The sequence below is a fragment of the Kitasatospora sp. NPDC032757 genome (genome assembly GCF_055579305.1).
Genome location: NZ_JBVINN010000010.1, coordinates 140,828 through 165,973, shown reverse-complemented (window position 1 = coordinate 165,973; position 25,146 = coordinate 140,828). Strand labels below are relative to the sequence as shown.

The following is a 25,146-nucleotide window of genomic DNA, read 5'->3' as shown; positions in this document are numbered from 1 at the left end:
CGTCCTGGGCCGAGGCGCTCGTCCGGCGAGACGATCGGACATCTTTCCAAGACTGAAGGATATTCAGAGGATCGCTCGACCTTCCTAGAGTTGAGGACATCAGAAGCCGACCCGGCAGCGGGCCGGACGATCCGGAAGGAAGAACTCCCATGCGCGCAGTCATCCAGAAGTCCTTCGGCGGCCCCGAGGTCCTCGAGACGGTCGAGACCGAGCGTCCCGCCCCGCTCGGCGGCGAGGTGCTCGTCCGGGTGCACGCCAGCGGGGTCAACCCGGTTGACCTGGCGGTCCGTTCGGGTGCGTACCCGCTGTTCGGCGAGCCGCCCTACGGGGTCGGCTGGGACATCTCCGGTGTGGTCGAGGAGGTCGGCCCCGGGGCTCGGTTCAAGGTGGGTGACGAGGTGTTCGGAATGCCCTTCTTCCCCCGCGCCGCCACCGGATACGCCGACTACGTCGCCGTGCCGTCCCGGCAGGTGGCCCGCAAGCCCGCCACGCTCGACCACGTGCAGGCCGCCGCCATCCCGCTGGCCGCCCTCACCGCCTGGCAGGGCCTGGTCGACGCGGCGCAACTGTCCGAGGGACAGCGGGTGTTGATCCACCGCGCGGCCGGCGGCGTCGGCCACTTCGCGGTCCAGATCGCGAAGGCCCGCGGCGCCCACGTCATCGCCCTCGCCAGCGAGCCCAAGCACGAGTTCCTGCGCGGCCTGGGCGCCGACGAGGTCATCGACTACCGGACCGCCGACTACACCGAGGTGGTGCGCGACGTCGACGTCGTCTTCGACTCGTCCTCCGAGGGCACCCGCGCCCTGTCGGTGCTGCGGCCCGGCGGCACCCTGGTCAGCATCATGGAGCACTTCAGGCTGGACCTGGCGGCCGAGATCGAGGCGGCCGGGCGGAAGTTCGCGGGCGTCTCGGTCGAGCCCGACTACGCCTCGCTGGAGGCGATCGCCGCCCTCGTCGACGCCGGCCGGATCCGTCCGCACGTCGCCGAGACCTTCCCGCTCGACGACGCCGCCAAGGCCCACGAGCTGGTCGGCTCCGGGCGGGTGCAGGGCAAGGTCGTCCTCACCGTCGCCTGAACGGGACGGGGTGAACGGGAGCGGTGCCGGACGGGATCCGACGGGGGTGGGTCCCGTCCGGCGCCGGACGAGGGTGGGGGAGTGGCGTGACGGGGGTGGGTGAGTGGCGCGGCAGGGGCAGGGTCCTAGGGTGGGGCCGAGAACGGTGAACGGGGGGAAGGCCATGGACATCCTGACCGAGGCGCTCGGCTCCATGAGGACCGGACACCCCACGTCCGTCCGTACCGAGGGCCGCGCCCCCTGGGGGCTGCGTCTGCCCCCGGTCGCGGGCGCCGGCTTCCACGTCGTGCTGCACGGCACGTGCTGGCTGATCCCGCTCGGGTGTGCCTCCAGTCAGGAGCCGATCGCCCTCAGCCCCGGTGACGTGGTCTTCCTGCGGGACGGCAGCGGCCACGTCCTCGCCGACCACCCCGCGACGCCCGCCGAGCCGGAACGGCCCGACCAGTACCGGCCGAGCACCCCGATCGGCACGGTCACCCTCGGCGGTGACGGCCCCCGGACCAGCCTGCTCTGCGGTAACTACCACCTGGACCAGGGACGCCCGCACCCGCTGGTGCGCAACCTGCCCGAGGTCATCCACCTGGCCACCGGGCAGGGACGGCACCCCGAGCTGACCGCCGCCGTCCAACTCCTCGGCGCCGAACTGGAGAACCCCCGGCTCGGATCGACCGGGATCGTCCCCGCGCTGATCGACTCGCTGCTGCTGTACATCCTGCGCGCCTGGTTCGAGGACCAGCCCACCGTGACCGCCGTCGGCTGGGCCGCCGCCCTCAGCGACTGCGCCGTCGCCCCGGCCCTGGCCGCCATCCACGAGACCCCCTCGACCCCGTGGACCGTCGAGTCACTGGCAGGCCGGGTCGGCCTCTCCCGTGCCGCCTTCGCCCGCCGCTTCACCAACCTCGTCGGCGAACCGCCCATGGCCTACCTCACCCGCTGGCGCCTCACCACCGCCGCCCGGCTCCTCCGCGAGTCCGAGGCCCCGCTCACCTCCATCGCCACCCAGGCCGGCTACGGCTCCGAGTACGCCTTCGCCAAGGCCTTCAAGCGCGAGTACGGACAGGCCCCCGGCGGCTACCGCCGCGACACCCGCGCGGCCTGACCGGCCTGACCGGCCTGACCGGCTCGCCCGCCCTGACCGGCCTGACCGCCCCGACCGGCCCGACCGGCTCGCCCTGCCGACCCGATCGGCCCGCCGGCCGCTCCGATCCCCAACTGCCCTACCCCGCTTGTCCGCTCACCCCTACGGTGATCCCGGACACCGGTCCGAACATCCGAGCCACGGGGAGCGAACGAGAATGCGCAAGGCCTTCCACGCAGCACACGTCTACATGATTCTGGGGCTGGTCTCCGGCCTGTACCACCGCGAGCTCACCAAGCACGAGGACTTCCACGGAGACAGTCAACTCGCCGTCGTCCACACCCACTTGCTCGCCCTGGGCATGCTGGTGTTCCTCATCGTCCTCGCCCTCGACAAGCAGTTCGGACTCTCCGGGACGAGACAGTTCACCGCGTTCTTCTGGTTCTACAACACCGGTCTCGCGATCACCGTCCTGGCCATGCTCTTCCGCGGCACCCAGACCGTCCTCGGCCACGAGGTCCCCGAGGCCGTCTCGTTGATAGCCGGCCTGGGCCACATCGTCCTCACCGTCGGCCTCGTCCTCTTCTTCACCCTGCTCGGCAAGCGCCTCAAGGCGACGGAGCCGGCCGCGGTCGACAAGGCCTGAGCAGCAGCCGGCGCCGCTCGCGGAGCGCCGGAGGCCCCGGCCGCCCGAGCTGCCGGGGCCGCCCAGGGTCAGGGAGTGTCGGCCGGCTCCGCCGCCACCGGCAGGGCCTTGAGCCGGCTGACGGGGGAGAGGACCAGCCCGATCACGACGAGGGCGGAGGCCGCGGCCGCCACGGTCAGCGCGTTCTCCGCCCCGATCCGGCCGGCGAGCACGCCGGCGGTCAGGCCACCGAGGGCGCCACCGCCGAACAGCAGGGTCCGGAAGGCCGCCGTCATCCGTCCCATCATCGCCTGCGGAGTGAGGGCCTGGCGCAGGCTGACGATGATGACCCCGGCCACGCCCAGCCCCAGGTACGTGGTGAAGAAGGACAGCACGAACATCGTGATCACCACCGGCCGGGGCCCGGCGGCGACGGCGATCAGGGTGGGCCCGAGCAGCAGCGCCGACTGGGCGATCAGATAGACCCGGCCGAGCGGGAACCGCGCGATGACCCTGCGGGAGACGAGCGCGCCGATCAGCCCACCCACGGAGGCCGTCGCGAAGACCGCGCCGAGCGTGGCCGAGCCGAGGTGGAGGTCGTTGGTGCCGTGCAGCAGGAACATGGTCCAGACGGTGACCATGGAGAAGTTGCAGCAGAAGCCGACGAGCGCCAGGGCCCGCAGGACGCCGTCGCGCAGCACCCAGCCCAGCCCGTCCCGGAGTTCGCGCAACAGGTGCCGGTCCGCGGCCGGTTCGGGGCGCGGCTCGGGGGTGCGGATCAGCAGCAGCGACACGAGGGACAGCGCGTACGAGCAGGCGTCCACGACCAGGGCCACCGGTGCGGTGAGCGCCGACACCAGGAGTCCCGCGAGCCCGGGCCCGGCAACGTCGGCGGCGGAGGAGCTGGTGCCCATCCGGGCACTGGCCTCCACGTAGTGCTCGGGCTTGCGCACCAGCACCGGCACGTACGACATCCAGCTCACGTCGAAGACCACCGACGCGATGCCGACGGCGCAGGCGATCACGAGGAGGACGGTCAGGTCGAGGGCGTGCCACCAGTACAGCAGCGGGACCAGCGCGACGAGGACCAGCCGGACGAGGTTGGCGCCGACCATGACGGGCCGGCGCCGAACCCGGTCGGTCCAGACCCCGATCAGCAGGGCCAGCCCGAGGTACGGGACGAGCTGCAGGAAGCGCAGCAGCCCGACCTGCTCGTCGGTGGCGTGGAAGGCGCGGATCGCCGTCAGCGGCAGGGCGAGGTTGGTGACCTGGGTGCCGAGCAGCGAGACCGTCTCGCCGAGCCAGAACTTGAGGAAGTCGCCGTTGCGCCACAGGCTCTCGGGCGGTGCCGGTGCCGGTGCCGGCGCAGGATCAGCGGTGGCGGTGGCGGTGGCGGTGGCGGTGGCGGTGGCAGTGGTGTCGGGGTCGGGGTCGGGGGCGCTGCCGGCCAGAGGGGGTCCGGCCGAAGCCGCGGTCATCGGGCTCCTCCCGCCAGCTCGGCGACCGTGCCGGCCACCGCGTCGACCTCGTCCTCGGTGTTGTAGTAGTGCGGCGACAGCCGCAGGCACCACTCCACGTCCTTGTCGGCGAAGTCGAACTGCGCGAACTCCCGGAAGCTCAGAGCCGAGTTGATCCCGCGCGCGTCCATCGCCGCCTTGAACGGCTGCGGCTGCCACCCGTCGATCGCGAAGGTGACCAGTGCGGCGGGGGCCGGACCGCCATCGAGCACCCGTACGCCGGGCAGGCCGGCCAGGTGCGAGCGCAGCCGCCCGGCCAGGGCGGGGGTGCGCCAGGAGATGGGTTCGATCCCGACCCGCAGTGCGTAGCGGACGGCGGCCGCGCAGCCGAGCACGGTGGCGTAGGGGAACTCCCACTCCTCGAACCGGGCCGCGGTGTCGACCGCCCGGTAGGTGTCGGGACCGGTCCAGCGGGCGCCGTACATGTCGATGAACAGCGGCTCGTAGCCGGCCGCGAGCACCCGGTCGGAGACGTACAGGAAGCCCGAACCGCGCGGCCCGCGCAGGAACTTGCGACAGGTCGCGGTGAGCAGGTCACAGCCGATCCGCTCGACGTCGATCTCGTACTGGCCGACCGACTGGCAGGCGTCGACCAGGTACAGCAGGTCGAGTTCGCGGCAGTGGCGGCCGATCTCGGCCACCGGCTGGACCAGTCCGGAGTTGGTCGGCACATGGGTGGCGGCGACCAGCCGCGGGCGGCGGGCGCGCATCAGCGCGGCCATCGCCTCGACGTCGACGCCGCTGCCGTCCGGGTGGTCGGGCGCGTGGACGACCTCCACGCCGTGGCGCCGGCGCAGTGCGAGGAAGGCGATCTGGTTGGAGATGAAGTCGTTGCGCGTGGTGAGGACGACGTCGCCGGGGCGGAAGTCGATCGCGGACAGGGCCTTGGTGTAGGCGTGGGTGGCGCTGCCGGCGAAGGCGATGTTGCCGGGCCGGGCGTTGATGAGCTCGGCGACCGAGGCGTGGAAGTCGGCGACCTCGGCGGCCCGGGCCGCCGAGGCCTCGTAGCCGCCGATGGCGGCTTCCAGGCCCAGGTGGTCGAGCATCGCTGTGAGGACCGGACGGGCCATCAGGCCGCAGCCTGCGTTGTTGAAGTGGATCACCGAGTCGCAGCCGGGGGTGTCGGCCCGCAGGGCGGCGATGTCGAGGAGCGGTTCCGTCGCTGGCGCGAAAGCGCTATCCTGGTTCGTCATGTCTGACGGTAGCAGTACTGAGACCTTGGTGGCGATCCTCCGGGCGGAGATCGCCGCACTCACCCCGGGCGACCGGCTGCCCAGCAGCCGCGACCTGATCGCCCGTCACGGGGTCGGCCCGGTCACCGTGTCCCGTGCGATCGCGCTGCTCGCCGCCGAGGGAGTGGTGGTCACCCGCCCCGGCAGCGGCACCTACGTCGCCGCCCGCAGGACGCCCCGCGGCGACACCGCGCCGGACACCTCCTGGCAGGCCGTCGCACTGGCCGGCCGCGACCACGATCCCGGCGCCGATCCCGGTGCCGAGTCGTCCGTGGCCGACGGAGCGTCGGAACCGCTGCCCGCCGGGACCATCACGCTCTCCGGCGGCTACCTGCACGAGAACCTCCAGCCCACCCGCGCGCTCGGCGCCGCCCTCGCACGCGCCGCCCGCCGGCCCGACGCCTGGCACCGCGCCCCCGCGGCCGGCCTGGCCCCCCTGCGCGCGATCTTCGCCCGGCAGGCCGGCAGTGGCGTGGGCCCCGAGGACGTACTGGTCACCGGCGGCGGCCAGGGCGCGCTCTCCATGCTGTTCCGCGCCGTCGCCGCGCCCGGCAGCCCGGTGCTGGTCGAGTCGCCCACCTACCCCGGGGCGCTCGCCGCCGCCCGCGCCGCCGGTCTGCGGCCGGTACCCGTCCCGATCGACGACGACGGGGTCCGGCCCGACCTGCTGGCCGACGCCTTCGCCATGACCGGAGCCCGGCTGTTCTACTGCCAGCCGACCTTCCACAACCCCACCGGCACCGTGCTCGCCACCGAACGCCGCCTCCAGGTCGTGGACGTGGCCCGGGCCGCCGGAGCGTTCCTGATCGAGGACGACTTCGCCCGCCACCTCGGCCACGGCCGGCCGGTGCCGCGCCCCCTCGTCGCCGACGACCGCGACGGCACCGTCGTCCACCTGACCTCGCTGACCAAGCCGGCCTCACCCAGCCTGCGGATCGGCGCCCTGATCGCCCGCGGCCCCGTGATGCGGCGCCTGCAGGGGATGCGACTGGTCGACGACTTCTTCATCGCCCGCCCGCTCCAGGAGGCGGCCGTCGAACTGCTCAGCACCCCCGCCTGGGACCGCCACCTGCGGGCCCTGGCCACCGCGCTGCGCGAGCGCTGCACCGTCCTGGCCGACGCGCTCGCCCGTGAACTCCCCGACTGGACCCTCGCCCGCAGCCCGGCCGGCGGCCTCCACCTCTGGCTCCGGCTCCCGCCCGCGCTCACCGACACCGCCGTCGCCGAAGCCGCCCGCGCCCACGGGGTCTCCGTCAACGCCGGCCGACGCCACTTCCCCGCCGAAGCACCCGCCGCCCACCTGCGCCTCGGCTTCGCCGCCGCCGCCGACCCCGCCGACCTCGCCACCGCCGCCCGCCGCCTCGCGACGGCCGCCCGCACCCTCGCCCCCTGCGGGTGAGCCGCCCGCGGACCGGGCACCGTTGTCGGCCGCTTCCGGTATCAATGGGCGCGGAAGCGGCCACCGGCCACGGCCGGGGCGGAACAGACGCAACAGGGGGCGGGGAAGCGAGTGACCGATCAGGAGGTGTTCGTGCTGGGCGACGACCTGCACGCCCTGGAGCCGACCGCGTTCGAGACGGAGGCGGAGTTCCAGGAGCTGCTCGCGCGCCACCCGCGGGTGCTGGACTTCGGCTCGCTGGCCGACGGCCGGCCGCTGCGCCTGGTGCTGGTGGCACGGGAGATGGGTGTCCCGACCAGCGCGGACGGCGGCCCGGCGTACCGGCTGGACCACCTCTTCGTCGACGCCGACGGCGTCCCGACGCTGGTGGAGGTCAAGCGCGCGAGCGATACGCGCATCCGGCGCGAGGTGGTGGGCCAGATGCTGGACTACGCGGCGAACGGCGCGCGGTACTGGCCCGGCGCGCTGCTCCGGCGCTCCTTCGAGGAGACCTGCCGCGCGGACGGCCGGGAGCCGGACGACGCGTACCGGGACCTGCTCGGCGACCGCTCCCCGGAGGAGTTCTGGACGACCGTCGAGGAACGGCTGGCCGCCGGGCAGATGCGGCTGCTGTTCGTCGCGGACCGGATCCCGCTGGAGCTGAGGGCGATCGTCGAGTTCCTCAACAGGCAGCTGCGGCAGACCGATGTGTACGCGGTCGAACTGACCCAGTACGGCGGCGGCGGAGACCTCCGCGTCCTCGTCCCGCGCATCCACGGCGAGGTCGCCACGGCGGCGAAGTCGCCCTCCCGCCGCGGCATCACGCGGCGGACCACGCGTGCCGACATGGACGCGGCGATACGGGCCCGACTCGCCCCGGGGCCACGGCGGATCGCGTCCGCACTGCTCGACCACGCCGCGGCCAACGGCCGCCTGGAGGGCGGCACGGCCAAGTACCCGAGCATGTCCGTCTACTATCCCGCCGCCGGCCGGCAGGTGCCGGTCTGGACGCTCTCCCTGTACGACGGCCCCGCGAAGGAGGACCTCGCCTTCAGCTTCGGGTCGATCACCCACCACCTCGGCGCCGACCGCGCGGCCGCGTTCGCGGCGTCCCTGCCGGCCGTCCCCGGTCTGGCCGAGAAGCTGGAGGCGCAGCGGGGGAAGGGCTACAAGGGCTGGCCGTCGGCACCCCTGGCCGCCCTGGCGGCCCACGACGGAGCCGTCGAGGGGATTCTGGCCGCGATCCAGCAGCTCATGGACGCTCCGGAGGCGTCCTGACGAGAGCGGTCAGGAACACGCCCCACCCGCCTCGGGTGACCCGCCGTCATCGGCGCTGATGCGCACAGGACGCGGACGTGCGGAGGATCGGGCATCTCGACGGGGCCGTCCATCGAGGTCCGGACCTCGATGGACGGCCGGCGCGCGGTATGGCGGCCCGGGAGCCGGGGAAGGAGCCCGGCGACGGAACGCCCGGGCATGCTCAGTGCCCGGTGGGTCGAGTGGCCGCGCTCCGCAGTGCGTCGAGCAGTCTGTGCAGCGCGGGTTGGGCGGATGACGGCTCCCGCACCGCTGCGTAGATCGCCCGCACCGGCTCCGGATTGCGGACCTCGCGCACGACTACGGCGGGATGGCGGTTGCCCAGTCCCATCTCCGGAATCAGGCTCACCCCGAGCCCGGCGGCGACGAATCCCTGTGCAGTGGCGTAGTCCCCGCTCTCGACGACGAAGTCCGGGCTGAAGCCGGCCGAGCCGCAGGCCTCCAGAACGGGGTCCAGACAGGGGCCCGGCTGGTCGCTGCCGACCCAGGGCTCATCGGCGAGGTCGGTCAGGTCGAGCTCCTGCTTCGCGGCAAGCCGGTGACCCGCGGGCAGCACGGCGACATACCTGTCGTCGGCCAGGTGCACGAACCGGATGCCGTCGACGGACACCTTGTCCCGTGGCCGGACCACGAGGGCCATGTCGGCCCGACGCTCCCTCACCTCCACCAGTGAATCCTCGGGATCACTCAGTCTGAGTTCGATCTGAACACCGGGCTGCTCGCGGCGGAGCGCTGCCACGGCGGGGGCCACCATCGTCGCCCCCGCCGAGGCGAAGTACCGGACCACCACCCGGCCCGTCCGCCCGGCCCGCAGTTCGGCGAGCGCGGTCTCCGCCTCGGCGACGTGTCTGCCGATGACGGCCGCGTACGCGGTGAGCAGCCGCCCGGCCTCCGTGGGCCGGACGCCCCGCCCGGTCCGCTCCAGCAGCCCGATCCCCGCCTCCTTCTCCAGCGCTGCCATCTGCTGGCTGACGGCGGAAGGCGTGTACCCGAGATTCCGCGCTGCCGCGGTGACCGATCCACTGGTGACCACAGCCCTCAGCACCTGCATACGCCGCATATCAAGCATGTAGAGCAGCTTAACTCTGCATCCAGATCTTTTCGCTTGTCTTACGACGACCGGCGGGGCACCGTACGGGAAGGAAGAACCCACCAGGAGGCGGACAGTGCTCAGCGGCTCACGCGGAACCCCCCTACGCATGGCCGTCCTCGCCCTGCTGTGGGGATCGGGCTTCCTCTGGATCAAACTCTCCCTGGCCGGCGGCCTGTCCCCGCTCCACATCACCGTCATCCGCTGCGCGCTGGGAGCGGGAGTGCTGCTGGTCCTGGCCCGCCCCGGCGTCCGGGGCCTCCCACGCGACCGCAGGACCTGGAGTCACCTCGTGGTGGCCGCCTTCTTCTGCAACGTCCTGCCGTTCTTCCTCTTCGGTATCGGCGAACAGAGCGTCGACTCGGGCGTGGCCGGCGTGCTGAACGCCACAACTCCCCTGTGGTCCTTGGCCATCGGGGTCGCGCTCGGCACCGAGCGCGGTATCCGTCCGGTCCGCCTCATCGGCCTCCTGCTCGGCTTCGCAGGTACGGTGCTCATCTTCGCCCCGTGGCAGAAGGCCGGCCTGACCGGCTGGGGCGTGCCGGCCCTGCTCGCCGCAGCCCTCAGCTACGCGGTGGCCTTCGCCTACATGGCCCGACACCTCATCGGCCGCCGGACCGCCCCGCTCGCCCTCTCGGCGGCCCAACTCCTCGCCGCGACAGGCCTGACCACCCTTGCCCTTCCCGCAGGCACCACGACCCCGTCCGCTCCCACCCTCACCGCGGTGGCCGCCGTCGCCATCCTCGGCGTCTTCGGCACGGGCATCACGTTCCACCTCAACTCCCGGCTCATCGCCGACGAGGGCCCCACCACCGCGGCGACCGTCGGCTATCTGCTGCCAGTGGTCTCGGTGGCCCTGGGCGCGATCGTCCTCCACGAACAGGTGGGCCTGCGCGTCATGGCCGGCATGGCCCTGGTGCTCGTCGGCGTCGGGATGACGCGCACTCGGAAGTCCGGCCACGCCCGGTCCGGCGCCGAAGTACCGCAGCAGAGCGCCGGCTCGGGCATCCGATGACATCGACCACGCAGGCCGAATCACCCCGGCGGAAAGCCGACCGCCGACACGACTCCCGACCCGCGAGCGGCGATCAGCGCCGGGCGCGGTCGCGGGCGGCCGGAGGAACGCCGATTGACTGTGGCGCGCGTCACGGGAACCCGGCCCGGATGCCGGACAGCCGACAGGAGTGACCACAGAGATGCGAACCCGGGTGCGGTCCGGGGATCCTGATGCCTTCTCGGAGCTGTTCGACAGCTACGCCCGCACCGTCTACAACCACGCCTTCCGGTTGACCGGCGACTGGTCCGTTGCGGAGGACGTCATGTCGGCGGCCTTCATGGAGGCGTGGCGGCTGCGCTGCGCGGTGGAACCCGATGGAGGCTCGCTCCGGCCGTGGCTGCTGGGGGTCGCCACCAATCTCGCCCGCAATCACTGCCGCAGCAATCGGCGGTACCGCGCCGCGGCCGCTGCTGCCGCCGCGGCGGTGGCGCCCGTGCCCGACCACGCCGACGAGGTGGTCGGCCGGCTCGACGACCGGCGGCGCATCGCGGTCACGCTGGCGCAGCTGAGTGCGCTGCGGCGGCCCGAGCGCGAGGTCCTCCTCCTGTGCCTGTCGGAGGGCCTGGAGTACGCCGAAGCCGCCCGGGTCCTCGGGATCCCGGTCGGCACCGTCCGTTCCCGGCTGTCCAGGGCCCGCGCCAAGCTGCGCAAGCTTGCCGACGCGGAACTGAAGGGGAACAGACGGGAACTCGCCGATCGCCCGCGACAGACACATGGCGACCGCGCGAACGCGGTCCGGCCCGCACCGGAAGGAATCCGATGAACGCCAACCTTTCCCAGCCCCACCCGGCCGAATGGGAGGAGGCCGAGCACCTCCTGCCGTCCGTGGAGCGGGAACTGCCGGCGGGCCGCCACCAGTTCCACAAGGAGCACCTCATGACCCGGATCCACGACGACCTTCGCTCCGCCGACGCCGCCCCCACCCGGCCCGCCCGCACCACGAGGCCGCGTAGCCCGTTCCTGCGCCGCGCGATCCTCCTGCCCGCGGCAGCCTGCGTCCTGGCCGGCGCGGTCGCGACCGGCCTCCACCTCCTCGACACCGCGGACGCCACGGACCACGGTCCCGGCCTCGCCACCGGCCCGGCGCTGACCACCCGGATCGGTCCCGCGGACTCCAACGGGGCCCCGCAGCTCCTGGACCGCATCTCCCTGGCCGCCGCGGCCCTCCCCGGCCCGTCGCAGGTGCGCGAGAACCAGTTCATCTACATCGGCACGAAGTCGGCCGGCACGCACGTGAAGACCGTGAACGGCAAGAGCACCCTGGTCGGCGACGAGCTGCACCTGCGCCGGACCTGGAACTCCCCGGACGGCACCAAGGGCTGGCTGATCGAGCCCGGCACCACCGGTCCCGAGGGCATCACCCTGGCGGGTCCCACCGAGACCGGCCGGGCGCCGCAGGCGTACCTCAACGCGCCCACGTACAACTACCTCGCCGCCCTGCCCACCGACCCCGACGTGCTGCTGCGGAAGATCTACACGGAGACCCGGGGCCACGGTCGTACCCCCGACCAGGAAGCGTTCACCACCATCGGTGATCTGCTGCGCGAGAGCTACCCGCCGGCCGAGCTGACGGTCGCGCTCTACAAGGCCGCGGCGAAGATCCCCGGCGTGGTCACGGTGGACGACGCGGTCGACGCCGCCGGCCGGCACGGGGTCGCCGTCGCCCGCCTGGACGAGACCTCAGGGCAGCGCACCGAATGGATCTTCGACGGCAACACCCTCGTGTTCCTCGGCGAGCGCACCGTCCAGGTCGAGGGAAGCTCCGGCGAGCAGGACCTGATCAAGCCCGGCACGGTGGTGTTCACCCAGGCCGTGATGACGCGTGCGGTCGTCGACCGGATCAAGGAGACGCCCGCCCAGAGCGGATGACCGTCCCGCTCGGCGGGGCAAGTCCGTCCGATGCGAGCGGGCCCGGAGACGGCCGTGGAGAAGGCTCGTCCGGCCCTTACCCGCTGAATGCGTCCCGCCCTCGGCTGGTGAGGGCGGGACGACTGGGGTCCCCGTCGGCAGCGCGACCGTAGGCACGCCACCCGCCAAATCGTGGGCAGGGCCCGGGCCACTGCGGCGCCGGCCCCGAATACGACGAAGGCCCGGACCGTCGGAACGGTCCGGGCCATCTGCCGGCGGAGGATACGAGATTCGAACTCGTGAGGGATTGCTCCCGACACGCTTTCCCACGGTCCGCCCGGTCGTCCGGCGGCGGCCGGAGACGTCCTGACCTGTGGCGGAGCGGTTCAGTAGCCAGGCTCTGAACGGCGCTGGACGGGGGTGAATGCAACCGAAACTGCACCCAGGCCGGCCTCGGTCACGGCGAGGATCGTTGAGTCTGGCTGGACCGTTTCGCCCTCTGTCTCCCGACGTCTAACTGTCAGTGTCCTTCGGACGCCGAGTGGAGGCGTACACGAGGTGGACGGTTCGCTTGGCCTCGTCGACGAGGTAGCGCACCCGGCCGCCGGCAGTCACCTCGTACTCCCGCTGGGGAAGTTCGTCGCCCCCGAGGTCGCGGGTGGCGAGGCGACCGCGCAGCCGATGCTGACGATCCGGATCGCTCATCGACAGCGGGTTGGTGCGCAGGGCCTCGAAGCAGCGGCGACTGTTCCCGGCTGCCTCGGTGCAGAGATCGCTCCAGCCCTTGGCTGCCTCGCTCGTAGCGAAGCGGAGCCGCCACTCGTTGCCGACGGGCGGCGGTGCGACGTCGTCGCCGCGCTTTGGACTCATGGCGCGGAGACCTCGCCGTGATCCTCGCCGGTGAGAGGGGCGGAGAGCTGTGCGGTCAGTCCGGGATCGGCCAGGATCCTGGCAGTGGCACGCCACTCGACGATCACGCGGTGCAGGTTGGCGTGTACGTCCAGCTCCGCGACATCGCGGGTGCCGTCCACGAGGTCGACGACGAACTCCCGCACTTCCTCGGCTGACAGGTGCCGGGTCCAAGGAAAGACTGTGGGTAGAGCGAGGAGCACGGCCCGTGCACCCTCATCGCTGCTGATCAGGGCCGCAAACAGACGCGCGGTGACGTCGGCGGTCTCCTCGCGCTGCCGATCATGCCGCTCGGTAGTGAGGTAGAGATCCTCGCCGTCGCGGCGCGAGACGTGGATGCGCTGGGCCTGCTCCACGGTGTCGGCGACCCGTTTGGAGTTCTTCGACAAGTCAGAGAACGAGACGGTGAGAGTGGACATGCCCCCCACGCTACTTCGGAACACGTTCCGAAGTCAAGGATGGTGGACACTGAGCAGTCCGGATCAGCGATGGCCTGGGGGCGGGAACGACGATGGCCCGGACCGCTGAGCGGTCCGGGCCATCTGTCGGCGGAGGATACGAGATTCGAACTCGTGAGGGATTGCCCCCAACACGCTTTCCAACTGTTCGTCCGGCCGTCCGGGGGTGGCCGTAGGTTTCCTGGCCTGTGGCGGAGTGGCTGGCTCGGGCGAGCTGCGGACGGCGCTGGACGGGGGTGAATGCAGCCAAAACTGCAACCGCGCCGACCGGCAGTCCAGGGCAGGGGTCGTATTCCTACTTCTTTGATAATCTGGCTCCATGACTGAGATGCCCTACAGCATCGGCGAGGGGCCGGCCACCAGGGTCAGCCTCTCCCTGCCCGAAGGTACGGCCGAGGCCATCCGCCAACGGGTGGGCAAGCGTGAGTTTTCGGCGTTCATCACCGCGGCCGTTGAGCGGGAGCTGCGCGGCCAGATCCTGGACGAGTACCTGGCCGACTATGAACGTCGGAAGGGGCCGGTCTCGGCAGGCGAACAGGAGCGCGCGCGGCAGGTCTTCGACGAGGTTTTCGCCGAGGAGGGCGGATGGCCCGTCGCAAGCTGAGCCACGAGGGCACGCTGGTGCTCGACTCCGAGGGCCTGTCCAAGCTGCTCAACGACCACGAGCCCGCTGTCGCGCTGGTCGGGGAGGCGCGGAAGCGTGGCATGGAGGTGGTGATCAGCGCTCTGACCATCATCGAAGCAGTACACAGCCGTACCGACCAGGCTCGCCTCCGGTGGATTCTCTCTGGACTGCGGATCGTGCACGTGGGGGACGAGGAGGCCCGAGCGGCTTCCACGATGCTGATCGCCGCAGGTCTCCACGGCCACAAGTACGCGATCGACGCGGCAGTGGCCGAGATGGCGCTGCGGCAGCAGCGGCCGGTCGTGCTGCTGACGTCGGACATCGACGACATGACCAAGCTGTGCGGTGACCGCGTCCGACTCGTGGCCGTCTGAAGGTTCCGCCCCTGGGTAGGCAGGATCGGAAGCGGCCCTGGCCAAGGTCGAAGAAGGCGGAAAGCGGGCCCGAGAACGCCGAAGGCCCCGACTGCTTAGCAGTCGGGGCCTTCGAGCTGTCCTGGCGGACAGAGGCGGAGGATACGAGATTCGAACTCGTGAGGGATTGCTCCCAACACGCTTTCCAATTCTCCCGAACGGGGTCCGCCGGGGTCCGCATCCGTCCTGACCTGGGGTGGAGCGGGCTGGTGGGTGGTGGCCGGACCGGGCTGGACGGGGGTGAACGAGACCAGAACTGAGACCAGCCCGAGCTCGTAGGCCCCGGTGACGACGCGCTCGGTCATCATTCAACGCGCGTCAGCCCTTCCTCCGCAGCACCATGTACTCCTCCGGCTTGAGCAGGTCCGGGCTGTAGTGGAGTGTGCCGTCCGACGGCGCTGTGATCAGGCGGTAGATCGACCTGTCGGTGATGCACGTGTCACCGGGCGAGGAGCCGGTCTCCCGGGACGCGTAGGTGGCCTTGCTCTCGTCGGCCTCGCTGAGCGTCCACGCGCCCTCGCACCAGGTGCCGGTATTCGGCGTCTCGGCGCGGATCTTGCTCTTCTCCTCACTCGGCGCCGACTGGACGATGGTGAGGGTGACGGTGGTGACGTCCCCGTTGGCGGCCTTGCGCTCGCCGACCCACGTCCCGAGGAACTTCGTGGGGATGATGCCCGGCCCCGGGTCCGTGGGGACCGCGCCGGGCGCGGGGCTGTCGTCGGCCGGATCGGAACCGTCGCCGGTCGGCGCGGAGCTCTCCGAAGCCGGGGAGGCGGGCGCCGTCCTGCCCGCGGCCGGGGCGGTCGGCCCAGGGTTCGACGCGGCGGCGGAAGCATCGGCCTGCCGGTCGTTATCCCGCAGCCGCTCGGTCAGCAGGTATCCGCCGCCCAGCAGCAGTACGACGGCCAGCACGGCCGCCAGCGCGCCGTACCCCCGCCGGCCGCGCGGCTGTGGGTACGGCCCGTAGCCCGCCACCGTGACCGGTACCGGCGGTGCCGGGAGAGGGGTGGGGAGCGGGGTCGGCGTGTACGGTCCGACCGGCCCTGTGGCCGGCGGGCCGAAACCCGGCGGGGCCGGCGGCCCGAACCCGGGCACACCGCCGCCCGGTCCAGCCTTCGCCGCCTCGGCCACTCGCGCCGCCCTCGCCGCCTCGGCAACCGTCCGGACCTCGGCGGGGGCCCGGGTTCCAGGAGCCGTTGCGGGAGCCGCCGCAGCAGCCCCGTCCCCCGCGACCGTCCCCTCCCCGGCCTCCCGCTCTCCCTCCAGGTCCAGCAGCTGCACGGCACTGCGCCCGACCGCCGCCGCCAGCGCCGTCGGCAGCCAGTCCCCGTGCCCCAGTCGGGCGGCGGCCGCGCCGTCGCCGTCGAGCCGCTCCCGCAGCTGGCCGGGCGTCGGACGGGCGGACGGGTCCTTGGCCAGGCAGTCGCGCACGATCGCGCGCAGCGGCCCGGCCAGTCCGGAGATGTCCGGCTCCTCGTGCAGCACCCGGTAGAGGAGGACGGGTGCGCTCACCCCGGAGCCGAACGGCATCGTGCCCGTCGCCGCGTACGCGAGCACCGCGCCGAGCGAGAAGACGTCGCCGGCCGGCCCGGCGGGCAGCCCGTTCGCCTGCTCCGGCGACATGAAGCCCGGCGAGCCGAACACCTGTCCGGACTGGGTGAGCACGGTGGTGGCGTCCAAGGCGCGGGCGATGCCGAAGTCGATCAGGCGCGGCCCGTCCAGCGTCAGCAGCACGTTCGACGGCTTGACGTCCCGGTGCACCAGCCCGAGGCCGTGCACATGGGCGAGCGCCTCGGCGAGGCCGACGCCGAGGGTCCGCACGGCCGGCTCGGGCAGCGGCCCGAACTCCCGTACGGCGGCGGTGAGCGCGGGGCCGGCGACGTAGCCGGTGGCCACCCAGGGGTGCTCGCCCTCGGTGTCCGCATCCAGGACCGGTGCCGTCCAGGTACCGCTGACCCGCCGGGCCGCCGCCACCTCCTGACGGAACCGGGCCCGGAACTCGGGGTCCCCGGCCAGATCGCGACGGACCACCTTGACGGCGACGGTCCGCCCGCCCGTGGTCCGGCCGAGGTAGACCCGGCCCATGCCGCCCGCACCGAGCTGCCGCAGCAACCGGTACTCGCCCACCTGCCGCGGATCGTCCGCTGCCAGCGGCTGCATGCCCACGCTCCCCTCGACGCCCGGCACGGCCGTCCCCGCCTCACGTGCCCGGAGCAAACGCTATCGGTCCGGGACCACCCGCGGGACGGGATCGCGGTCACGGAATCATCATCAGATGATCACAGCGCACCCGGACCCTGCCGGCCCCGGGTCGGCCCCCTATGGAGGCCGCACTGACCCGCAGCCGCCCACCTGCTGCGGGACGACGGTGCGAGCGCTTTGAAGCGTCGCACCATCCGGCAACGCGGCCGAGCTGCAGCACGGTCGGGCCGATCCGTAGTCCTGCGGTCGCCCCGGCCGGGCGACCGCGGCCAAAACCGCAACCACGGAACGACGAAGACCCGGGCCGCTGAGCGGTCCGGGTCTTACAGGCGGAGGATACGGGTTTCGAACTCGTGAGGGGTTGCCCCCAACACGCTTTCCACATGTTCGTCCGGCTGTTCGGGAGTGAACGTAGGCATTCTGACCTGGGGCGGAGTAGTCCGGCCGCTGAGGTGCGGACGGCGCTGAACGGGGGTGAATGCAACCAGAACTGCAACCAGGGCAGTGGGCGCTCCATGTCCGACCGGGCTCCGGATGGCGGAGCTCGGAGGCGGGTGGGCAGAAGCCTCGAAGGGCAGATGTACATCGGCTACATTTGTGACATGAGTGAACCGGTGATCGCATCCATGGCCGAGGTTCGCAGTCACTTGGCGGACGTCCTCGATCGGGCCCGTCGGGACGAGACCCCGACGATCATTACTCGGCGCGGCAAGCAGGAAGCCGTCGTGATCGACATCCTTGAGTACCGGCGTCTGAGCCGGTTGGCTGAGCAGGCCGAGGAGTCCTGGCTGAATCAGTTGGCCGACGAGGCGGAATCCGAAGGCACCGAAGGTTCGGTCTCGCTCGAAGAGATGGCCGCCCTGCTCCGTGCCCACCACGCCTGATCTCTATGGGCCACGTGACGCGGTTCACCCCGCACGCGCAGCGGGACATGCTCAAGATCCCGCGCCCCGACGCTCTGCGGATCCTCTATCGCCTGACCGAACTCCAGAAGGGGTTGGACGTGGGCGACACAACGGCCTTCGACATCAAGGCTCTTCAGGGACACAGCTCGCGGTGGCGTCTCAGGGTCGGCGACTACCGCGTCGTGTACACGATCGAGGACGGCCAGCTGATCGTGTGGGTGATGGCTGCCGGAAACCGCCGCGACGTGTACCGCGGCCTGTAGGTTCTGTGGCGCTGAGAATCCACGACGCTCGGGCCGGTGGGGCGCCACTGATGCTCCTATTGGCTGTCAAGCGGTGGTGAGCCAGTCGCGGTAGGCGGCGGCGAGGGTGTCGTCGCGGCGGGTTCCTCGTTCGATGCAGGAGATGACGGCGGGCCAGACACCGAAGTGGTTGGCGACGGCGGTGAGGGTGATGTTCTTCGCCTGGCGTGCCGGCCTGAGATCGGCGATCTCGGGGACGGCGACGGTCGTGGTGAGGCATCGGAAGGCCTCTCGGGCAATGGCGCGTTTCAGGAGACGGATGATCTCCTATGGACTGGAGGGCTGCCCCGTCGACCTGTCTCCGTCACGCGGTGCCCGGGGCTGCTCCGGTCGACGCGGAATCGGGCGACGATGCGGCGTAGTCGCGCAGCCGGACCGGGGTGGTTCGGGTGTTCTCGGGCGCCTGGGCTGCCAGCATGTCCAGGATCTCCTGGGTGGGCGCGGGCATGAAGAACCGCTCTGCGCCCTCACGGCCCAGGGTCTGGTGCTCCGTCGCGTAGCCGCGCATCTCACGCTCGTACGCGGCGAATGCCGTGGCGTGGTCACCACCAGAGGCGGCGAGTTCACCGGCCAGGATGTAGGCGCCGATCAGGGCCTGCGAGGTGCCGCGGCCCGAGGTCGGGCCGGCGCAGTAGCCGGCATCGCCGAGCAGCACGACCCGCCCCTTGGACCAGGTGTCCATCTCCACCTGGGCGTTGGCGTCGAAGAAGAAGTCGGGTGCCTGCGCCATCTCCTGGAGCAGGCGCGGGATCTCCCAGGCGTCGTCCGCGAAACGCTCGGCGATGATGCGCTGCTGCCCGGCGCGGTCGTGGCGGTCGTACTCCAGGTGCTCGGCGGCGAAGTGGAAGGCGGCGCGGGCCTCGGTGTTGGCGCGGGCGGTGAAGATGTTGGCGGCCTTGCCCGGGGCGGCGTAGAGGCGGCCGGTGTTCTTCAGGCCGAGGTAGTTGTCCAGGCTGAAGATGGCGGTGTAGATACCGAGGTGGCGCACGAACTGCTCTTCGGGGCCGAAGGTGAGTGCCCGGGTGCGCGAGTGCAGACCGTCGGCGCCGACGACCAGGTCGAAGCGGCGGGCGGCGCCGCGCTCGAAGGTGACCTCGACGCCGTGCTCGTCCTCGGTCAGGCTCGCGATGGAGTCCCCGAAGACGTACTCGACGTCGTCGCGGGTGGCCTCGTACAGCATCCTGGTCAGGTCGCCCTTGAGGACCTCCAGGTCGCCCGCGAAGATCACGGCCGGCAGGGTCGCGTACTGGCGGCCCTCGGCGTCCACCATGGCGGCGTCGCCCATCTCGGTGTCCAGCTCGCGGATCTGCTCCAGCAGGCCCATCCGGTCCAGCACGTCCAGGGCCTCGCCGCGGAAGTCGACCGCGTAGCCGCCCTCGCGCACCGCTTCGGCGCGCTCCACCACGGTGGGGACGAAGCCGTGGCGGCGCAGCCAGTAGGCGAGGGCGGGGCCGGCCACGCTGGCGCCGGAGATCAGCACGGTGCGGGTGGTGGTGGTCATCTCGGGTTCCTCTCTCAGGTCGATGCGTACAACGTATGGGCGGCAGATTCCCCTGTGAAGTGCGAAATTGAGGAAGGAATCCTAGTGCACTAGGCTTCATGTACTAGTACACCAAGGAGTGCCTCATGTCCGCAGAGCCGCCGTACGCCAAGATCGCCGCCGAGCTGCGGCACCGCATCGAGACCGGCGAGCTGCGGCCGGGTGACCGGGTGCCCTCCACGCGGGCGCTCACCCAGCGGTGGGGGGTCGCCATGGCCACGGCGACCAAGGCACTGGCCGTCCTGCGGCAGGAGGGCCTGGTCCGAGGGGTGCCTGGGGTGGGAACCGTGGTCTGCGCCGTGCCCCGCGCGTCGCGGGCGGCCGCAGCGGCGGCGGGCCAGCGGCAGGAGGGGCCCTCGGAGGAGTCGGCGGCGCGCCGGCGCCTGGTGCGGGCGGGGATCGCAATCGCCGACGCGGAGGGGGCGGCCGCGCTCACCATGCGGCGGCTGGCCGCCGAACTCGGCACCTCGGCGATGTCGCTATATCGGCACGTGCAGAACCGGGACCAGCTCCTCGCGTTGATGGTCGACGCGGCCTACGCACAGGCGCACCTGCCCACCCCGGCCCCGCCCGACTGGCGGTCCCGCCTTGAGCTCTCGGCCCGGGCCCAGTGGCGGCTCTACCAGGAACACCCCTGGCTGGCGGCAACGATGAACCTCGCCCGCCCGCTGCTCGCGCCGAACGGCATGCGCCATGTCGAATGGGCCTTGGCGGCCTTGGAAGGCCTGGGTCTCGACGCTGGTACCCGGATGCACGCGGCGGTCTCGCTCTTCGGGTTCGTCCGGGGCTGCGCGGTCGACCTCGCGGCGGAGCAGGAGGCGGGTCGGGCCAGTGGTGTCACCGGCGATCAGTGGATGCAAGTCCAAGAGGCCCGGATGGCCGTGCTGCTGTCGGACGGTACGTTCCCGGCCTTCACCGCCACCCGCGCCGACCCCGGCCTGGACCTGTCCGGCGAATCGCTGTTCGCCTTCGGCCTCGACCGCCACCTGGACGGTTTGGCGGCCCTGATCGCGGCTGTGGGACCAGGAGCTGCGGGAATCTCGTAGTGCCGTCCGCTGCGGCGAGGTATGCGGCCGCGCCGTCCGGGATGTCGCGGACGTGGTGGGCGAAGTGGCCCCCGCGCGGCGGCGACGGAACGACGAAGGCCCGGGCCGCTGGTGCGGCCCGGGCCTTCTGCCGGCGGAGGATACGAGATTCGAACTCGTGAGGGATTGCTCCCAACACGCTTTCCAATTCTCCTCGGTGTTGTCCGCAGGAGTACGTCAGCGACCTGAGCTGGGACAGAGTGAGCCTGGGGCCATCGGCTGGACCTCAGCGGACGACAATGAATGAGACCAGAACTGAGACCACCCGCCATCGCCTAGTGCGGGTCTGGCGGTGCTGTCGCCGGGCTGAGGCTCGGTCTGGGCTGGCTTGCAGGTGCTGGTGCGGCAGACGTTCGGTGTGGTGGTGTTCCTGTCGAGGGGCTGGCCACTGAGAACGGTCATCGTTATGAGTCTGCGGTCGCCGCAGGAGGGGGCGTGTCACTCATCATCCAACGCCTCGGTGCTGCTGGCCCTCCCCTTCTCGCGGTTGTCCGCGACGTAGAGCAGCAACTGGGTCAGGGCCACTGCCGTTCCCGCGACGGTCGCGCCGCCGAGTATCTGTTCTTTGGGAAGCCACATGCCGAGCCCGAAGGCGGCCAGGGCGACCAGGATCGAGATCAGTCCCCGCTGCCTGGTCTTGGGCAACCTGGATGAGGCACTCTGGAGGCGCCGGAAAGTGCGCATGCCGCTCGCTTTCAGGTCAGGATGCCGCCAGGCCACGATGGCTGAGGTGTGCAGCCAGGGGCCTTCGTGTCCGGCGGCGTCCGGTGGTGTCCGACGTAATCCTTTGTAGTGCATCGCCGAACTCCCAGGTCACCACCAGCGCCATACAGGATAAGTTGGTGACAAGAGTGGGATAAGTCGTTGACGGCGGATGGTGGGGGCTCGCGGTGAAGCGTCGTATAGGGGAGCCGAAGGTTCCGAAGGGCCCGCAGTATGAGTTCTTCCTGCTGATGCAGCGGTACGTACTGCGTCAGGGAGACAGATCGCTGGCTGGCCTGAGCAAGGAGTCTGGGTGGTCACGCCAGACGTGGCATAAGGCACTTCGCGGCCCCGAACTGCCAAACCGTGACTTGGTCAAGGAATTGGTGGGGCATCTATTCCCCGAGCAGGACAATGCACAAGTCCACCGCAGGACGGTGGAGGAGGCGCTTGCCGCGTGGACGGCCGCTGTCGATGAGCGAACCTTTGGGCCATACGCTGACCAGCTGGAGCCTGTGCCTGAGACCGCTGCTATCAGGCCGTTGACTACAGTCGACGCGCCCGGAGTCGAGAGCAAGCTATCGGCCAGTGGCACGACTTCCAGTGCCCCGCAGTGGGCTCAGTTTCGGTGGAACCATGCCAAACAGCGAGAGAACCTGCCGGAAGAGGCGCGGTTCTTCCAGCTCCTCTACGAGTACTACGTAAGTGCCGGGAGGCCGACCGTGCGCTGGGTAGCGGCTCGTATGCCTGAGGAGTTGCGGGTGACGCGCAGCACCCTCAACGAGTGGTTCAACGGCACCACTCTGCCGTCGTACACCCAAAGGTTGCAGAAGGTGTTGGAGGTTATGCGCCAGAACCTTCCTGTACCTGATAGCGAGCTTGAGGCGGATGTTGCCAAGCAGGGTGAGATCCAAGAAGCTCTCACCCTTGCTTGGAGTGCTCGCCCTCAATAGCTACCTTCAACGACCCTATGTCCGCCGTGCCGGCAGCATCGTCCGGTGTGCCGGCAAGCTCTGACCAGGGCGCTTTCATGAGAGAGGAAGCTTTGTCCGGCGGCCCAGCACCTATGTCTGGTGCGCCGGCAGGCTGAGGGCCATGGCCCTCAGCCTGCCGGAGAGCTAGGCGGAGTCGCTGCTCCCGCCGGAGTCTGTTATGGGAATGTTGGTTGGAGCGTCAGCTGACCCAGATACCGTCGGGCGAGATCCGGCGTGCGAGGCGCCGGCCGGCGGCGCTGACGGGAGTCGACCACGACACATCGGTGGTCTGACACCCGGAATCGTCGGCGAGGGTCTGTACGAGCGTCGCGCCAACGCCCTTTCGACGGTAGGAGTCTGCGACCCAGATCAGATCGATGCACGGACGTAGGGTGTCGTCCTGATCGCCGTACTCCGACTCGTCGAGCAGGTCCCAGCGGTGGTGCTCGCTGACATCGTGGGTCGCCAGGTAGCCGATGACGTATCCGTTGGCCTGCAGTAGGTATGCGCGCACGTTGTCCGGGGTCTGCTCTGGCTCGCCAAGGTGGGACCACGAGTTGACGTCGTAGTGGTTCTCCCTCTGCGGCATCCGCCCCACCTGGTATGCCAGCTTCCGCCAGGCGATGGGCGACTCGGTGGTCACCACCGCCAGGTCGCTCCACCACTCCAAGTTCTTGGGTGCCCGAACGCCGATCACCCACATCGCATGGTGGGCGGCGTGTTCATTCCCGCCGTCCTCAGGGGCTCGCAGGGTCATTCCGCAGGGGCATTTCCCGCCACTCGGCGCCTGTACATGTCGGAATTGGACAGGGGCCGCGCGGTGACTGAGGTTCTGTCCTCTGCCACCCACCCATGGCCGCTCAGGCGCGTCCTCCGGCTCAACGTATCCGGTCCATCGGTCCACCCAGCCGGGGTGTTGCTCGGGAAACAGCTCCCGCTTTTGCTTTTCGGCGAGCGGCAGTGTCGGGCGAATCCACACACTGCCCATGGTTGCCCGGCCGTTGAGGCGTACTCCGTGCCGCTTGGCCTTGCCGCGCAGGAACCGCAGAAACACGCTAGGTGGCGCGGAAAAGTTGACGCCGCGGACCAGCTCACGCTCGCCGGGGGCGAGCCAGTCCTCGATGGGAAGTGCCAGTCGGTCGGCGAGAGCGTGAAGTCCGCTGTAGTCGTGGTTGACCTCGGCACCGCACAGTGCTGCGACTGCCGCTCCAACCTGGGCAAAGGGAACAGTCAGACTGACCCAGCTTGGTCCGGTGCTCCACGAGAGCATGCCCAGGTACCCGTCGTACCTGAGCCAATCGGCAGATGTGTTCTGCGCCCGGGTAACTGCCTCTGTATAGGCGGTGGGTAGATCTGGAGTGTCTCCCCGCCAGTTCAAGGCATCGACGTACCCATCGCGGTCGAGTTCGACCGCGGTGTACCAGCGGCTGGCCCGGACGTTGATCTTCCGAGAGCTGGGGTCGCGTCGATCAGGGTCGAGGTAGATCGTTCGCTCAGTCATGCGCTCTGCTCCTCCTCCTCGGGTACTCCCGCGCTCGGCTGCTTGCTGGGATAGGGCCTGCCGTTCTCGTCCGTGATCGTGGCGCGCGACGCTGGCTGGACCTCGACGCGGAGCATGGGCCAAACCATGCCCTCCTGGCCAGAGCCATCGATCAAGAGCATGTGGCTTACGAAGGCGCCCACCAGGAAGTTGTGCTCGGCGAGCCTGCTCAGGTAGCTCTGTAACCCCTTCTCGGCGTCGCGATTCTCGCGCACACTGTGTAGCTCAGCTGCGATGTCGCAGTAGTCCTGGACCGCGTCCAGGAACTCCAGAATGAGGTCTTCATCCTCCTCGGGGAGACCGTCTGGCAGCGCGCACTCGAAGGTGACGCTGGACTTGATCATGTTCCACAGCGGGTTGCCGCGGGTGATCAGCTTCAGGATCCGAGGCTGCGGGAACCCCGGGTCGGGCACCAACTTCAGCCGGCCTGGCGTTGCTTCGCCGAGCGAGCGCATCCATGCGGCGTGCTGGGCCTTGATCTCGCGCAGTCGATCCACCGTGAAGTGGCCTGGCTGGTCATCGATTTGCTTGTGATGCCTGTTGCACAGCAGGACCAGGTTCGTATGGCTGTCGATGGATGCGTCGTCCAGCAAGCCGGCTCTTGGTCCGCCTTTCGAGCGGGCGACTATGTGGGCCTCCTCGCCGAAGACCGAGGGGTCGTCGCAGTCAGTCCCGGGTGTCACCGCCTGCGCCCGGCAGATCGCGCACCTGCCGCCTGCCTCACACCAGATGATCTTGCGGGTCTTTTCGGACACGGCCATGGATTGCACCCTGCCAGGGGAGCGGTGCCCAGCGGGCGCGAATCCGACGGCTCGGTCAGTGAGGCCGTCAGCCGGATGCGGTCGTGCACCCGCCCCATCCCGTGGATCCTGGCAACTGCAACCAAAACTGCAACCACGGAACGACGAAGGCCCCGACCGCTGGGCGGTCGGGGCCTTCGTGCTGCCATGGCTGGCAGAGGCGGAGGATACGAGATTCGAACTCGTGAGGGATTGCTCCCAACACGCTTTCCAAGCGTGCGCCCTAGGCCTCTAGGCGAATCCTCCGTGGGAGAGCTTAGTACATGTTCAGGGGTGGTCGCGACCACGTATCTCGTAGGCGAGGGCGGGGTGTGACCTGCGGATCGGGATGGTGGAGGTGGGGGTGGGGATCGGGTACTGTTGGGGGCAGCCCCTCGTGTGGCGTCATCTTTCTGAACTCCCCCAGGGCCGGAAGGCAGCAAGGGTAGGAGAGCTCTGGCGGGTGCGCGAGGGGTCTTTGCGTTCCCGGGGGC

General features: G+C 70.6%; 24 protein-coding genes, 1 tRNA gene and 1 other RNA gene. 15 read left to right on the top strand and 11 right to left on the bottom strand.

Annotated elements, in window-relative coordinates:
• Positions 1-149 precede the first annotated feature (149 nt).
• The 3 genes from ACZ5WK_RS15315 to ACZ5WK_RS15305 all read left to right on the top strand — a co-directional run bounded on the left by ACZ5WK_RS15315 (position 150) and on the right by ACZ5WK_RS15305 (position 2,800).
• On the top strand, positions 150-1,076 hold the full coding sequence (locus ACZ5WK_RS15315; RefSeq protein WP_465547797.1) for an NADP-dependent oxidoreductase: 927 nt from the start codon (positions 150-152) through the stop codon (positions 1,074-1,076).
• A 163-nt stretch (positions 1,077-1,239) separates the two neighbouring features.
• On the top strand, positions 1,240-2,175 hold the full coding sequence (locus tag ACZ5WK_RS15310; protein WP_396324034.1) for an AraC family transcriptional regulator: 936 nt from the start codon (positions 1,240-1,242) through the stop codon (positions 2,173-2,175).
• A 196-nt stretch (positions 2,176-2,371) separates the two neighbouring features.
• Positions 2,372-2,800: a DUF2871 domain-containing protein gene (locus ACZ5WK_RS15305; protein ID WP_465547796.1), complete on the top strand. Its 429-nt coding sequence runs from the start codon at positions 2,372-2,374 to the stop codon at positions 2,798-2,800.
• Between the two features lie 68 nt (positions 2,801-2,868).
• Here ACZ5WK_RS15305 and ACZ5WK_RS15300 read toward each other — a convergent pair whose 3' ends face one another.
• Together ACZ5WK_RS15300 and ACZ5WK_RS15295 are read right to left on the bottom strand one after the other, a co-directional pair.
• Positions 2,869-4,257 (bottom strand): MFS transporter, encoded by a 1,389-nt coding sequence (locus ACZ5WK_RS15300; RefSeq protein ID WP_465547795.1) that lies wholly within the window; start codon positions 4,255-4,257, stop codon positions 2,869-2,871.
• Complete coding sequence (locus ACZ5WK_RS15295; RefSeq protein WP_465547794.1) at positions 4,254-5,489, bottom strand: aminotransferase class V-fold PLP-dependent enzyme; 1,236 nt, start codon at positions 5,487-5,489, stop codon at positions 4,254-4,256. The genes ACZ5WK_RS15300 and ACZ5WK_RS15295 overlap by 4 nt, the downstream gene beginning before the upstream one ends.
• On the opposite strand from ACZ5WK_RS15295, the gene ACZ5WK_RS15290 reads away from it, so the two are divergent.
• Both ACZ5WK_RS15290 and ACZ5WK_RS15285 read left to right on the top strand, forming a co-directional pair.
• On the top strand, positions 5,488-6,927 hold the full coding sequence (locus tag ACZ5WK_RS15290) for an aminotransferase-like domain-containing protein (RefSeq protein WP_465547793.1): 1,440 nt from the start codon (positions 5,488-5,490) through the stop codon (positions 6,925-6,927). The two genes, ACZ5WK_RS15295 and ACZ5WK_RS15290, sit on opposite strands and share 2 nt — an antisense overlap.
• A 111-nt stretch (positions 6,928-7,038) precedes the next feature.
• A complete protein-coding gene (locus ACZ5WK_RS15285) occupies positions 7,039-8,184 on the top strand; it encodes a hypothetical protein (RefSeq protein WP_465547792.1) in 1,146 nt (381 codons plus the stop codon).
• A gap of 202 nt (positions 8,185-8,386) precedes the next feature.
• Here ACZ5WK_RS15285 and ACZ5WK_RS15280 read toward each other — a convergent pair whose 3' ends face one another.
• Entirely contained in the window at positions 8,387-9,292 is a 906-nt protein-coding gene (locus tag ACZ5WK_RS15280) for a LysR family transcriptional regulator (RefSeq protein WP_465547791.1), read from the bottom strand.
• A 130-nt stretch (positions 9,293-9,422) separates the two neighbouring features.
• Between ACZ5WK_RS15280 and ACZ5WK_RS15275 the strand changes: the two genes are divergently transcribed.
• The 3 genes from ACZ5WK_RS15275 (at position 9,423) to ACZ5WK_RS15265 (ending at position 12,239) form a co-directional block, all read left to right on the top strand.
• Complete coding sequence (locus ACZ5WK_RS15275; RefSeq protein WP_465547790.1) at positions 9,423-10,328, top strand: DMT family transporter; 906 nt, start codon at positions 9,423-9,425, stop codon at positions 10,326-10,328.
• A 181-nt stretch (positions 10,329-10,509) separates the two neighbouring features.
• Entirely contained in the window at positions 10,510-11,133 is a 624-nt protein-coding gene (locus ACZ5WK_RS15270; protein ID WP_465547789.1) for an RNA polymerase sigma factor, read from the top strand.
• Positions 11,130-12,239 carry a CU044_5270 family protein gene (locus ACZ5WK_RS15265; RefSeq protein WP_465547788.1) on the top strand — a complete coding sequence of 370 codons (1,110 nt, stop codon included), beginning with the start codon at positions 11,130-11,132 and terminating at the stop codon, positions 12,237-12,239. The genes ACZ5WK_RS15270 and ACZ5WK_RS15265 overlap by 4 nt, the downstream gene beginning before the upstream one ends.
• A 492-nt stretch (positions 12,240-12,731) precedes the next feature.
• Here ACZ5WK_RS15265 and ACZ5WK_RS15260 read toward each other — a convergent pair whose 3' ends face one another.
• Together ACZ5WK_RS15260 and ACZ5WK_RS15255 are read right to left on the bottom strand one after the other, a co-directional pair.
• A complete protein-coding gene (locus tag ACZ5WK_RS15260; protein ID WP_465547787.1) occupies positions 12,732-13,088 on the bottom strand; it encodes a hypothetical protein in 357 nt (118 codons plus the stop codon).
• Positions 13,085-13,546, bottom strand: coding sequence for a prevent-host-death family protein (locus ACZ5WK_RS15255; protein ID WP_465547786.1), 462 nt, complete (start codon positions 13,544-13,546; stop codon positions 13,085-13,087). Before ACZ5WK_RS15255 ends, ACZ5WK_RS15260 begins: the two co-directional genes overlap by 4 nt.
• Positions 13,547-13,904: 358 nt before the next feature.
• On the opposite strand from ACZ5WK_RS15255, the gene ACZ5WK_RS15250 reads away from it, so the two are divergent.
• Complete coding sequence (locus ACZ5WK_RS15250; protein ID WP_465547785.1) at positions 13,905-14,189, top strand: hypothetical protein; 285 nt, start codon at positions 13,905-13,907, stop codon at positions 14,187-14,189.
• Positions 14,171-14,584, top strand: a complete 414-nt coding sequence (locus ACZ5WK_RS15245; protein WP_465547784.1) for a PIN domain-containing protein — start codon at positions 14,171-14,173, stop codon at positions 14,582-14,584. The genes ACZ5WK_RS15250 and ACZ5WK_RS15245 overlap by 19 nt, the downstream gene beginning before the upstream one ends.
• 357 nt (positions 14,585-14,941) lie before the next feature.
• Here ACZ5WK_RS15245 and ACZ5WK_RS15240 read toward each other — a convergent pair whose 3' ends face one another.
• Positions 14,942-16,783 carry a serine/threonine-protein kinase gene (locus ACZ5WK_RS15240; protein ID WP_465547783.1) on the bottom strand — a complete coding sequence of 614 codons (1,842 nt, stop codon included), beginning with the start codon at positions 16,781-16,783 and terminating at the stop codon, positions 14,942-14,944.
• Positions 16,784-17,427: 644 nt separating this feature from the next.
• On the opposite strand from ACZ5WK_RS15240, the gene ACZ5WK_RS15235 reads away from it, so the two are divergent.
• Together ACZ5WK_RS15235 and ACZ5WK_RS15230 are read left to right on the top strand one after the other, a co-directional pair.
• Positions 17,428-17,709, top strand: a complete 282-nt coding sequence (locus tag ACZ5WK_RS15235; RefSeq protein WP_329884972.1) for a type II toxin-antitoxin system Phd/YefM family antitoxin — start codon at positions 17,428-17,430, stop codon at positions 17,707-17,709.
• Positions 17,710-17,714: 5 nt separating this feature from the next.
• Positions 17,715-17,993 carry a type II toxin-antitoxin system RelE family toxin gene (locus ACZ5WK_RS15230; RefSeq protein WP_465547782.1) on the top strand — a complete coding sequence of 93 codons (279 nt, stop codon included), beginning with the start codon at positions 17,715-17,717 and terminating at the stop codon, positions 17,991-17,993.
• Positions 17,994-18,336: 343 nt separating this feature from the next.
• Here ACZ5WK_RS15230 and ACZ5WK_RS15225 read toward each other — a convergent pair whose 3' ends face one another.
• Positions 18,337-19,533 carry an FAD-dependent monooxygenase gene (locus ACZ5WK_RS15225; protein WP_465547781.1) on the bottom strand — a complete coding sequence of 399 codons (1,197 nt, stop codon included), beginning with the start codon at positions 19,531-19,533 and terminating at the stop codon, positions 18,337-18,339.
• A 125-nt stretch (positions 19,534-19,658) separates the two neighbouring features.
• Between ACZ5WK_RS15225 and ACZ5WK_RS15220 the strand changes: the two genes are divergently transcribed.
• Complete coding sequence (locus ACZ5WK_RS15220; protein WP_465547780.1) at positions 19,659-20,618, top strand: TetR/AcrR family transcriptional regulator C-terminal domain-containing protein; 960 nt, start codon at positions 19,659-19,661, stop codon at positions 20,616-20,618.
• A 477-nt stretch (positions 20,619-21,095) separates the two neighbouring features.
• On the opposite strand, the gene ACZ5WK_RS15215 is transcribed toward ACZ5WK_RS15220, so the two are convergent.
• The gene (locus ACZ5WK_RS15215; RefSeq protein WP_465547779.1) at positions 21,096-21,455 is read right to left on the bottom strand and encodes a hypothetical protein; all 360 of its coding nucleotides are present in this window, start codon (positions 21,453-21,455) and stop codon (positions 21,096-21,098) included.
• A 92-nt stretch (positions 21,456-21,547) separates the two neighbouring features.
• Between ACZ5WK_RS15215 and ACZ5WK_RS15210 the strand changes: the two genes are divergently transcribed.
• Positions 21,548-22,312: a hypothetical protein gene (locus ACZ5WK_RS15210; protein WP_465547778.1), complete on the top strand. Its 765-nt coding sequence runs from the start codon at positions 21,548-21,550 to the stop codon at positions 22,310-22,312.
• A gap of 220 nt (positions 22,313-22,532) precedes the next feature.
• Here the strand turns inward: ACZ5WK_RS15210 and ACZ5WK_RS15205 are convergent, their stop codons facing one another.
• From ACZ5WK_RS15205 to ACZ5WK_RS15195, 3 genes are all read right to left on the bottom strand, one after another.
• On the bottom strand, positions 22,533-23,834 hold the full coding sequence (locus ACZ5WK_RS15205) for a GNAT family N-acetyltransferase (RefSeq protein WP_465547777.1): 1,302 nt from the start codon (positions 23,832-23,834) through the stop codon (positions 22,533-22,535).
• Positions 23,831-24,634, bottom strand: a complete 804-nt coding sequence (locus tag ACZ5WK_RS15200) for an HNH endonuclease (protein ID WP_465547776.1) — start codon at positions 24,632-24,634, stop codon at positions 23,831-23,833. Before ACZ5WK_RS15200 ends, ACZ5WK_RS15205 begins: the two co-directional genes overlap by 4 nt.
• Before the next feature lie 200 nt (positions 24,635-24,834).
• Positions 24,835-24,919 (bottom strand) — tRNA-Ser (locus ACZ5WK_RS15195).
• 119 nt (positions 24,920-25,038) lie between these two features.
• On the opposite strand from ACZ5WK_RS15195, the gene ffs reads away from it, so the two are divergent.
• An RNA gene (gene ffs, locus ACZ5WK_RS15190) (signal recognition particle sRNA small type) lies at positions 25,039-25,135 on the top strand.
• The last annotated feature ends 11 nt before the right edge of the window (positions 25,136-25,146 follow it).

Coding starts and splice junctions, on each gene's coding strand:
- ACZ5WK_RS15315 (WP_465547797.1), top strand. CDS start 150: ATGCGCGCAGTCATCCAGAAGTCCTTCGGCGGCCCCGAGGTCCTCGAG.
- ACZ5WK_RS15310 (WP_396324034.1), top strand. CDS start 1,240: ATGGACATCCTGACCGAGGCGCTCGGCTCCATGAGGACCGGACACCCC.
- ACZ5WK_RS15305 (WP_465547796.1), top strand. CDS start 2,372: ATGCGCAAGGCCTTCCACGCAGCACACGTCTACATGATTCTGGGGCTG.
- ACZ5WK_RS15300 (WP_465547795.1), bottom strand. CDS start 4,257: ATGACCGCGGCTTCGGCCGGACCCCCTCTGGCCGGCAGCGCCCCCGAC.
- ACZ5WK_RS15290 (WP_465547793.1), top strand. CDS start 5,488: ATGTCTGACGGTAGCAGTACTGAGACCTTGGTGGCGATCCTCCGGGCG.
- ACZ5WK_RS15295 (WP_465547794.1), bottom strand. CDS start 5,489: ATGACGAACCAGGATAGCGCTTTCGCGCCAGCGACGGAACCGCTCCTC.
- ACZ5WK_RS15280 (WP_465547791.1), bottom strand. CDS start 9,292: ATGCTTGATATGCGGCGTATGCAGGTGCTGAGGGCTGTGGTCACCAGT.
- ACZ5WK_RS15275 (WP_465547790.1), top strand. CDS start 9,423: ATGGCCGTCCTCGCCCTGCTGTGGGGATCGGGCTTCCTCTGGATCAAA.
- ACZ5WK_RS15270 (WP_465547789.1), top strand. CDS start 10,510: ATGCGAACCCGGGTGCGGTCCGGGGATCCTGATGCCTTCTCGGAGCTG.
- ACZ5WK_RS15265 (WP_465547788.1), top strand. CDS start 11,130: ATGAACGCCAACCTTTCCCAGCCCCACCCGGCCGAATGGGAGGAGGCC.
- ACZ5WK_RS15260 (WP_465547787.1), bottom strand. CDS start 13,088: ATGAGTCCAAAGCGCGGCGACGACGTCGCACCGCCGCCCGTCGGCAAC.
- ACZ5WK_RS15255 (WP_465547786.1), bottom strand. CDS start 13,546: ATGTCCACTCTCACCGTCTCGTTCTCTGACTTGTCGAAGAACTCCAAA.
- ACZ5WK_RS15250 (WP_465547785.1), top strand. CDS start 13,905: ATGACTGAGATGCCCTACAGCATCGGCGAGGGGCCGGCCACCAGGGTC.
- ACZ5WK_RS15245 (WP_465547784.1), top strand. CDS start 14,171: ATGGCCCGTCGCAAGCTGAGCCACGAGGGCACGCTGGTGCTCGACTCC.
- ACZ5WK_RS15240 (WP_465547783.1), bottom strand. CDS start 16,783: ATGCAGCCGCTGGCAGCGGACGATCCGCGGCAGGTGGGCGAGTACCGG.
- ACZ5WK_RS15235 (WP_329884972.1), top strand. CDS start 17,428: ATGAGTGAACCGGTGATCGCATCCATGGCCGAGGTTCGCAGTCACTTG.
- ACZ5WK_RS15230 (WP_465547782.1), top strand. CDS start 17,715: ATGGGCCACGTGACGCGGTTCACCCCGCACGCGCAGCGGGACATGCTC.
- ACZ5WK_RS15225 (WP_465547781.1), bottom strand. CDS start 19,533: ATGACCACCACCACCCGCACCGTGCTGATCTCCGGCGCCAGCGTGGCC.
- ACZ5WK_RS15220 (WP_465547780.1), top strand. CDS start 19,659: ATGTCCGCAGAGCCGCCGTACGCCAAGATCGCCGCCGAGCTGCGGCAC.
- ACZ5WK_RS15215 (WP_465547779.1), bottom strand. CDS start 21,455: ATGCACTACAAAGGATTACGTCGGACACCACCGGACGCCGCCGGACAC.
- ACZ5WK_RS15205 (WP_465547777.1), bottom strand. CDS start 23,834: ATGACTGAGCGAACGATCTACCTCGACCCTGATCGACGCGACCCCAGC.
- ACZ5WK_RS15200 (WP_465547776.1), bottom strand. CDS start 24,634: ATGGCCGTGTCCGAAAAGACCCGCAAGATCATCTGGTGTGAGGCAGGC.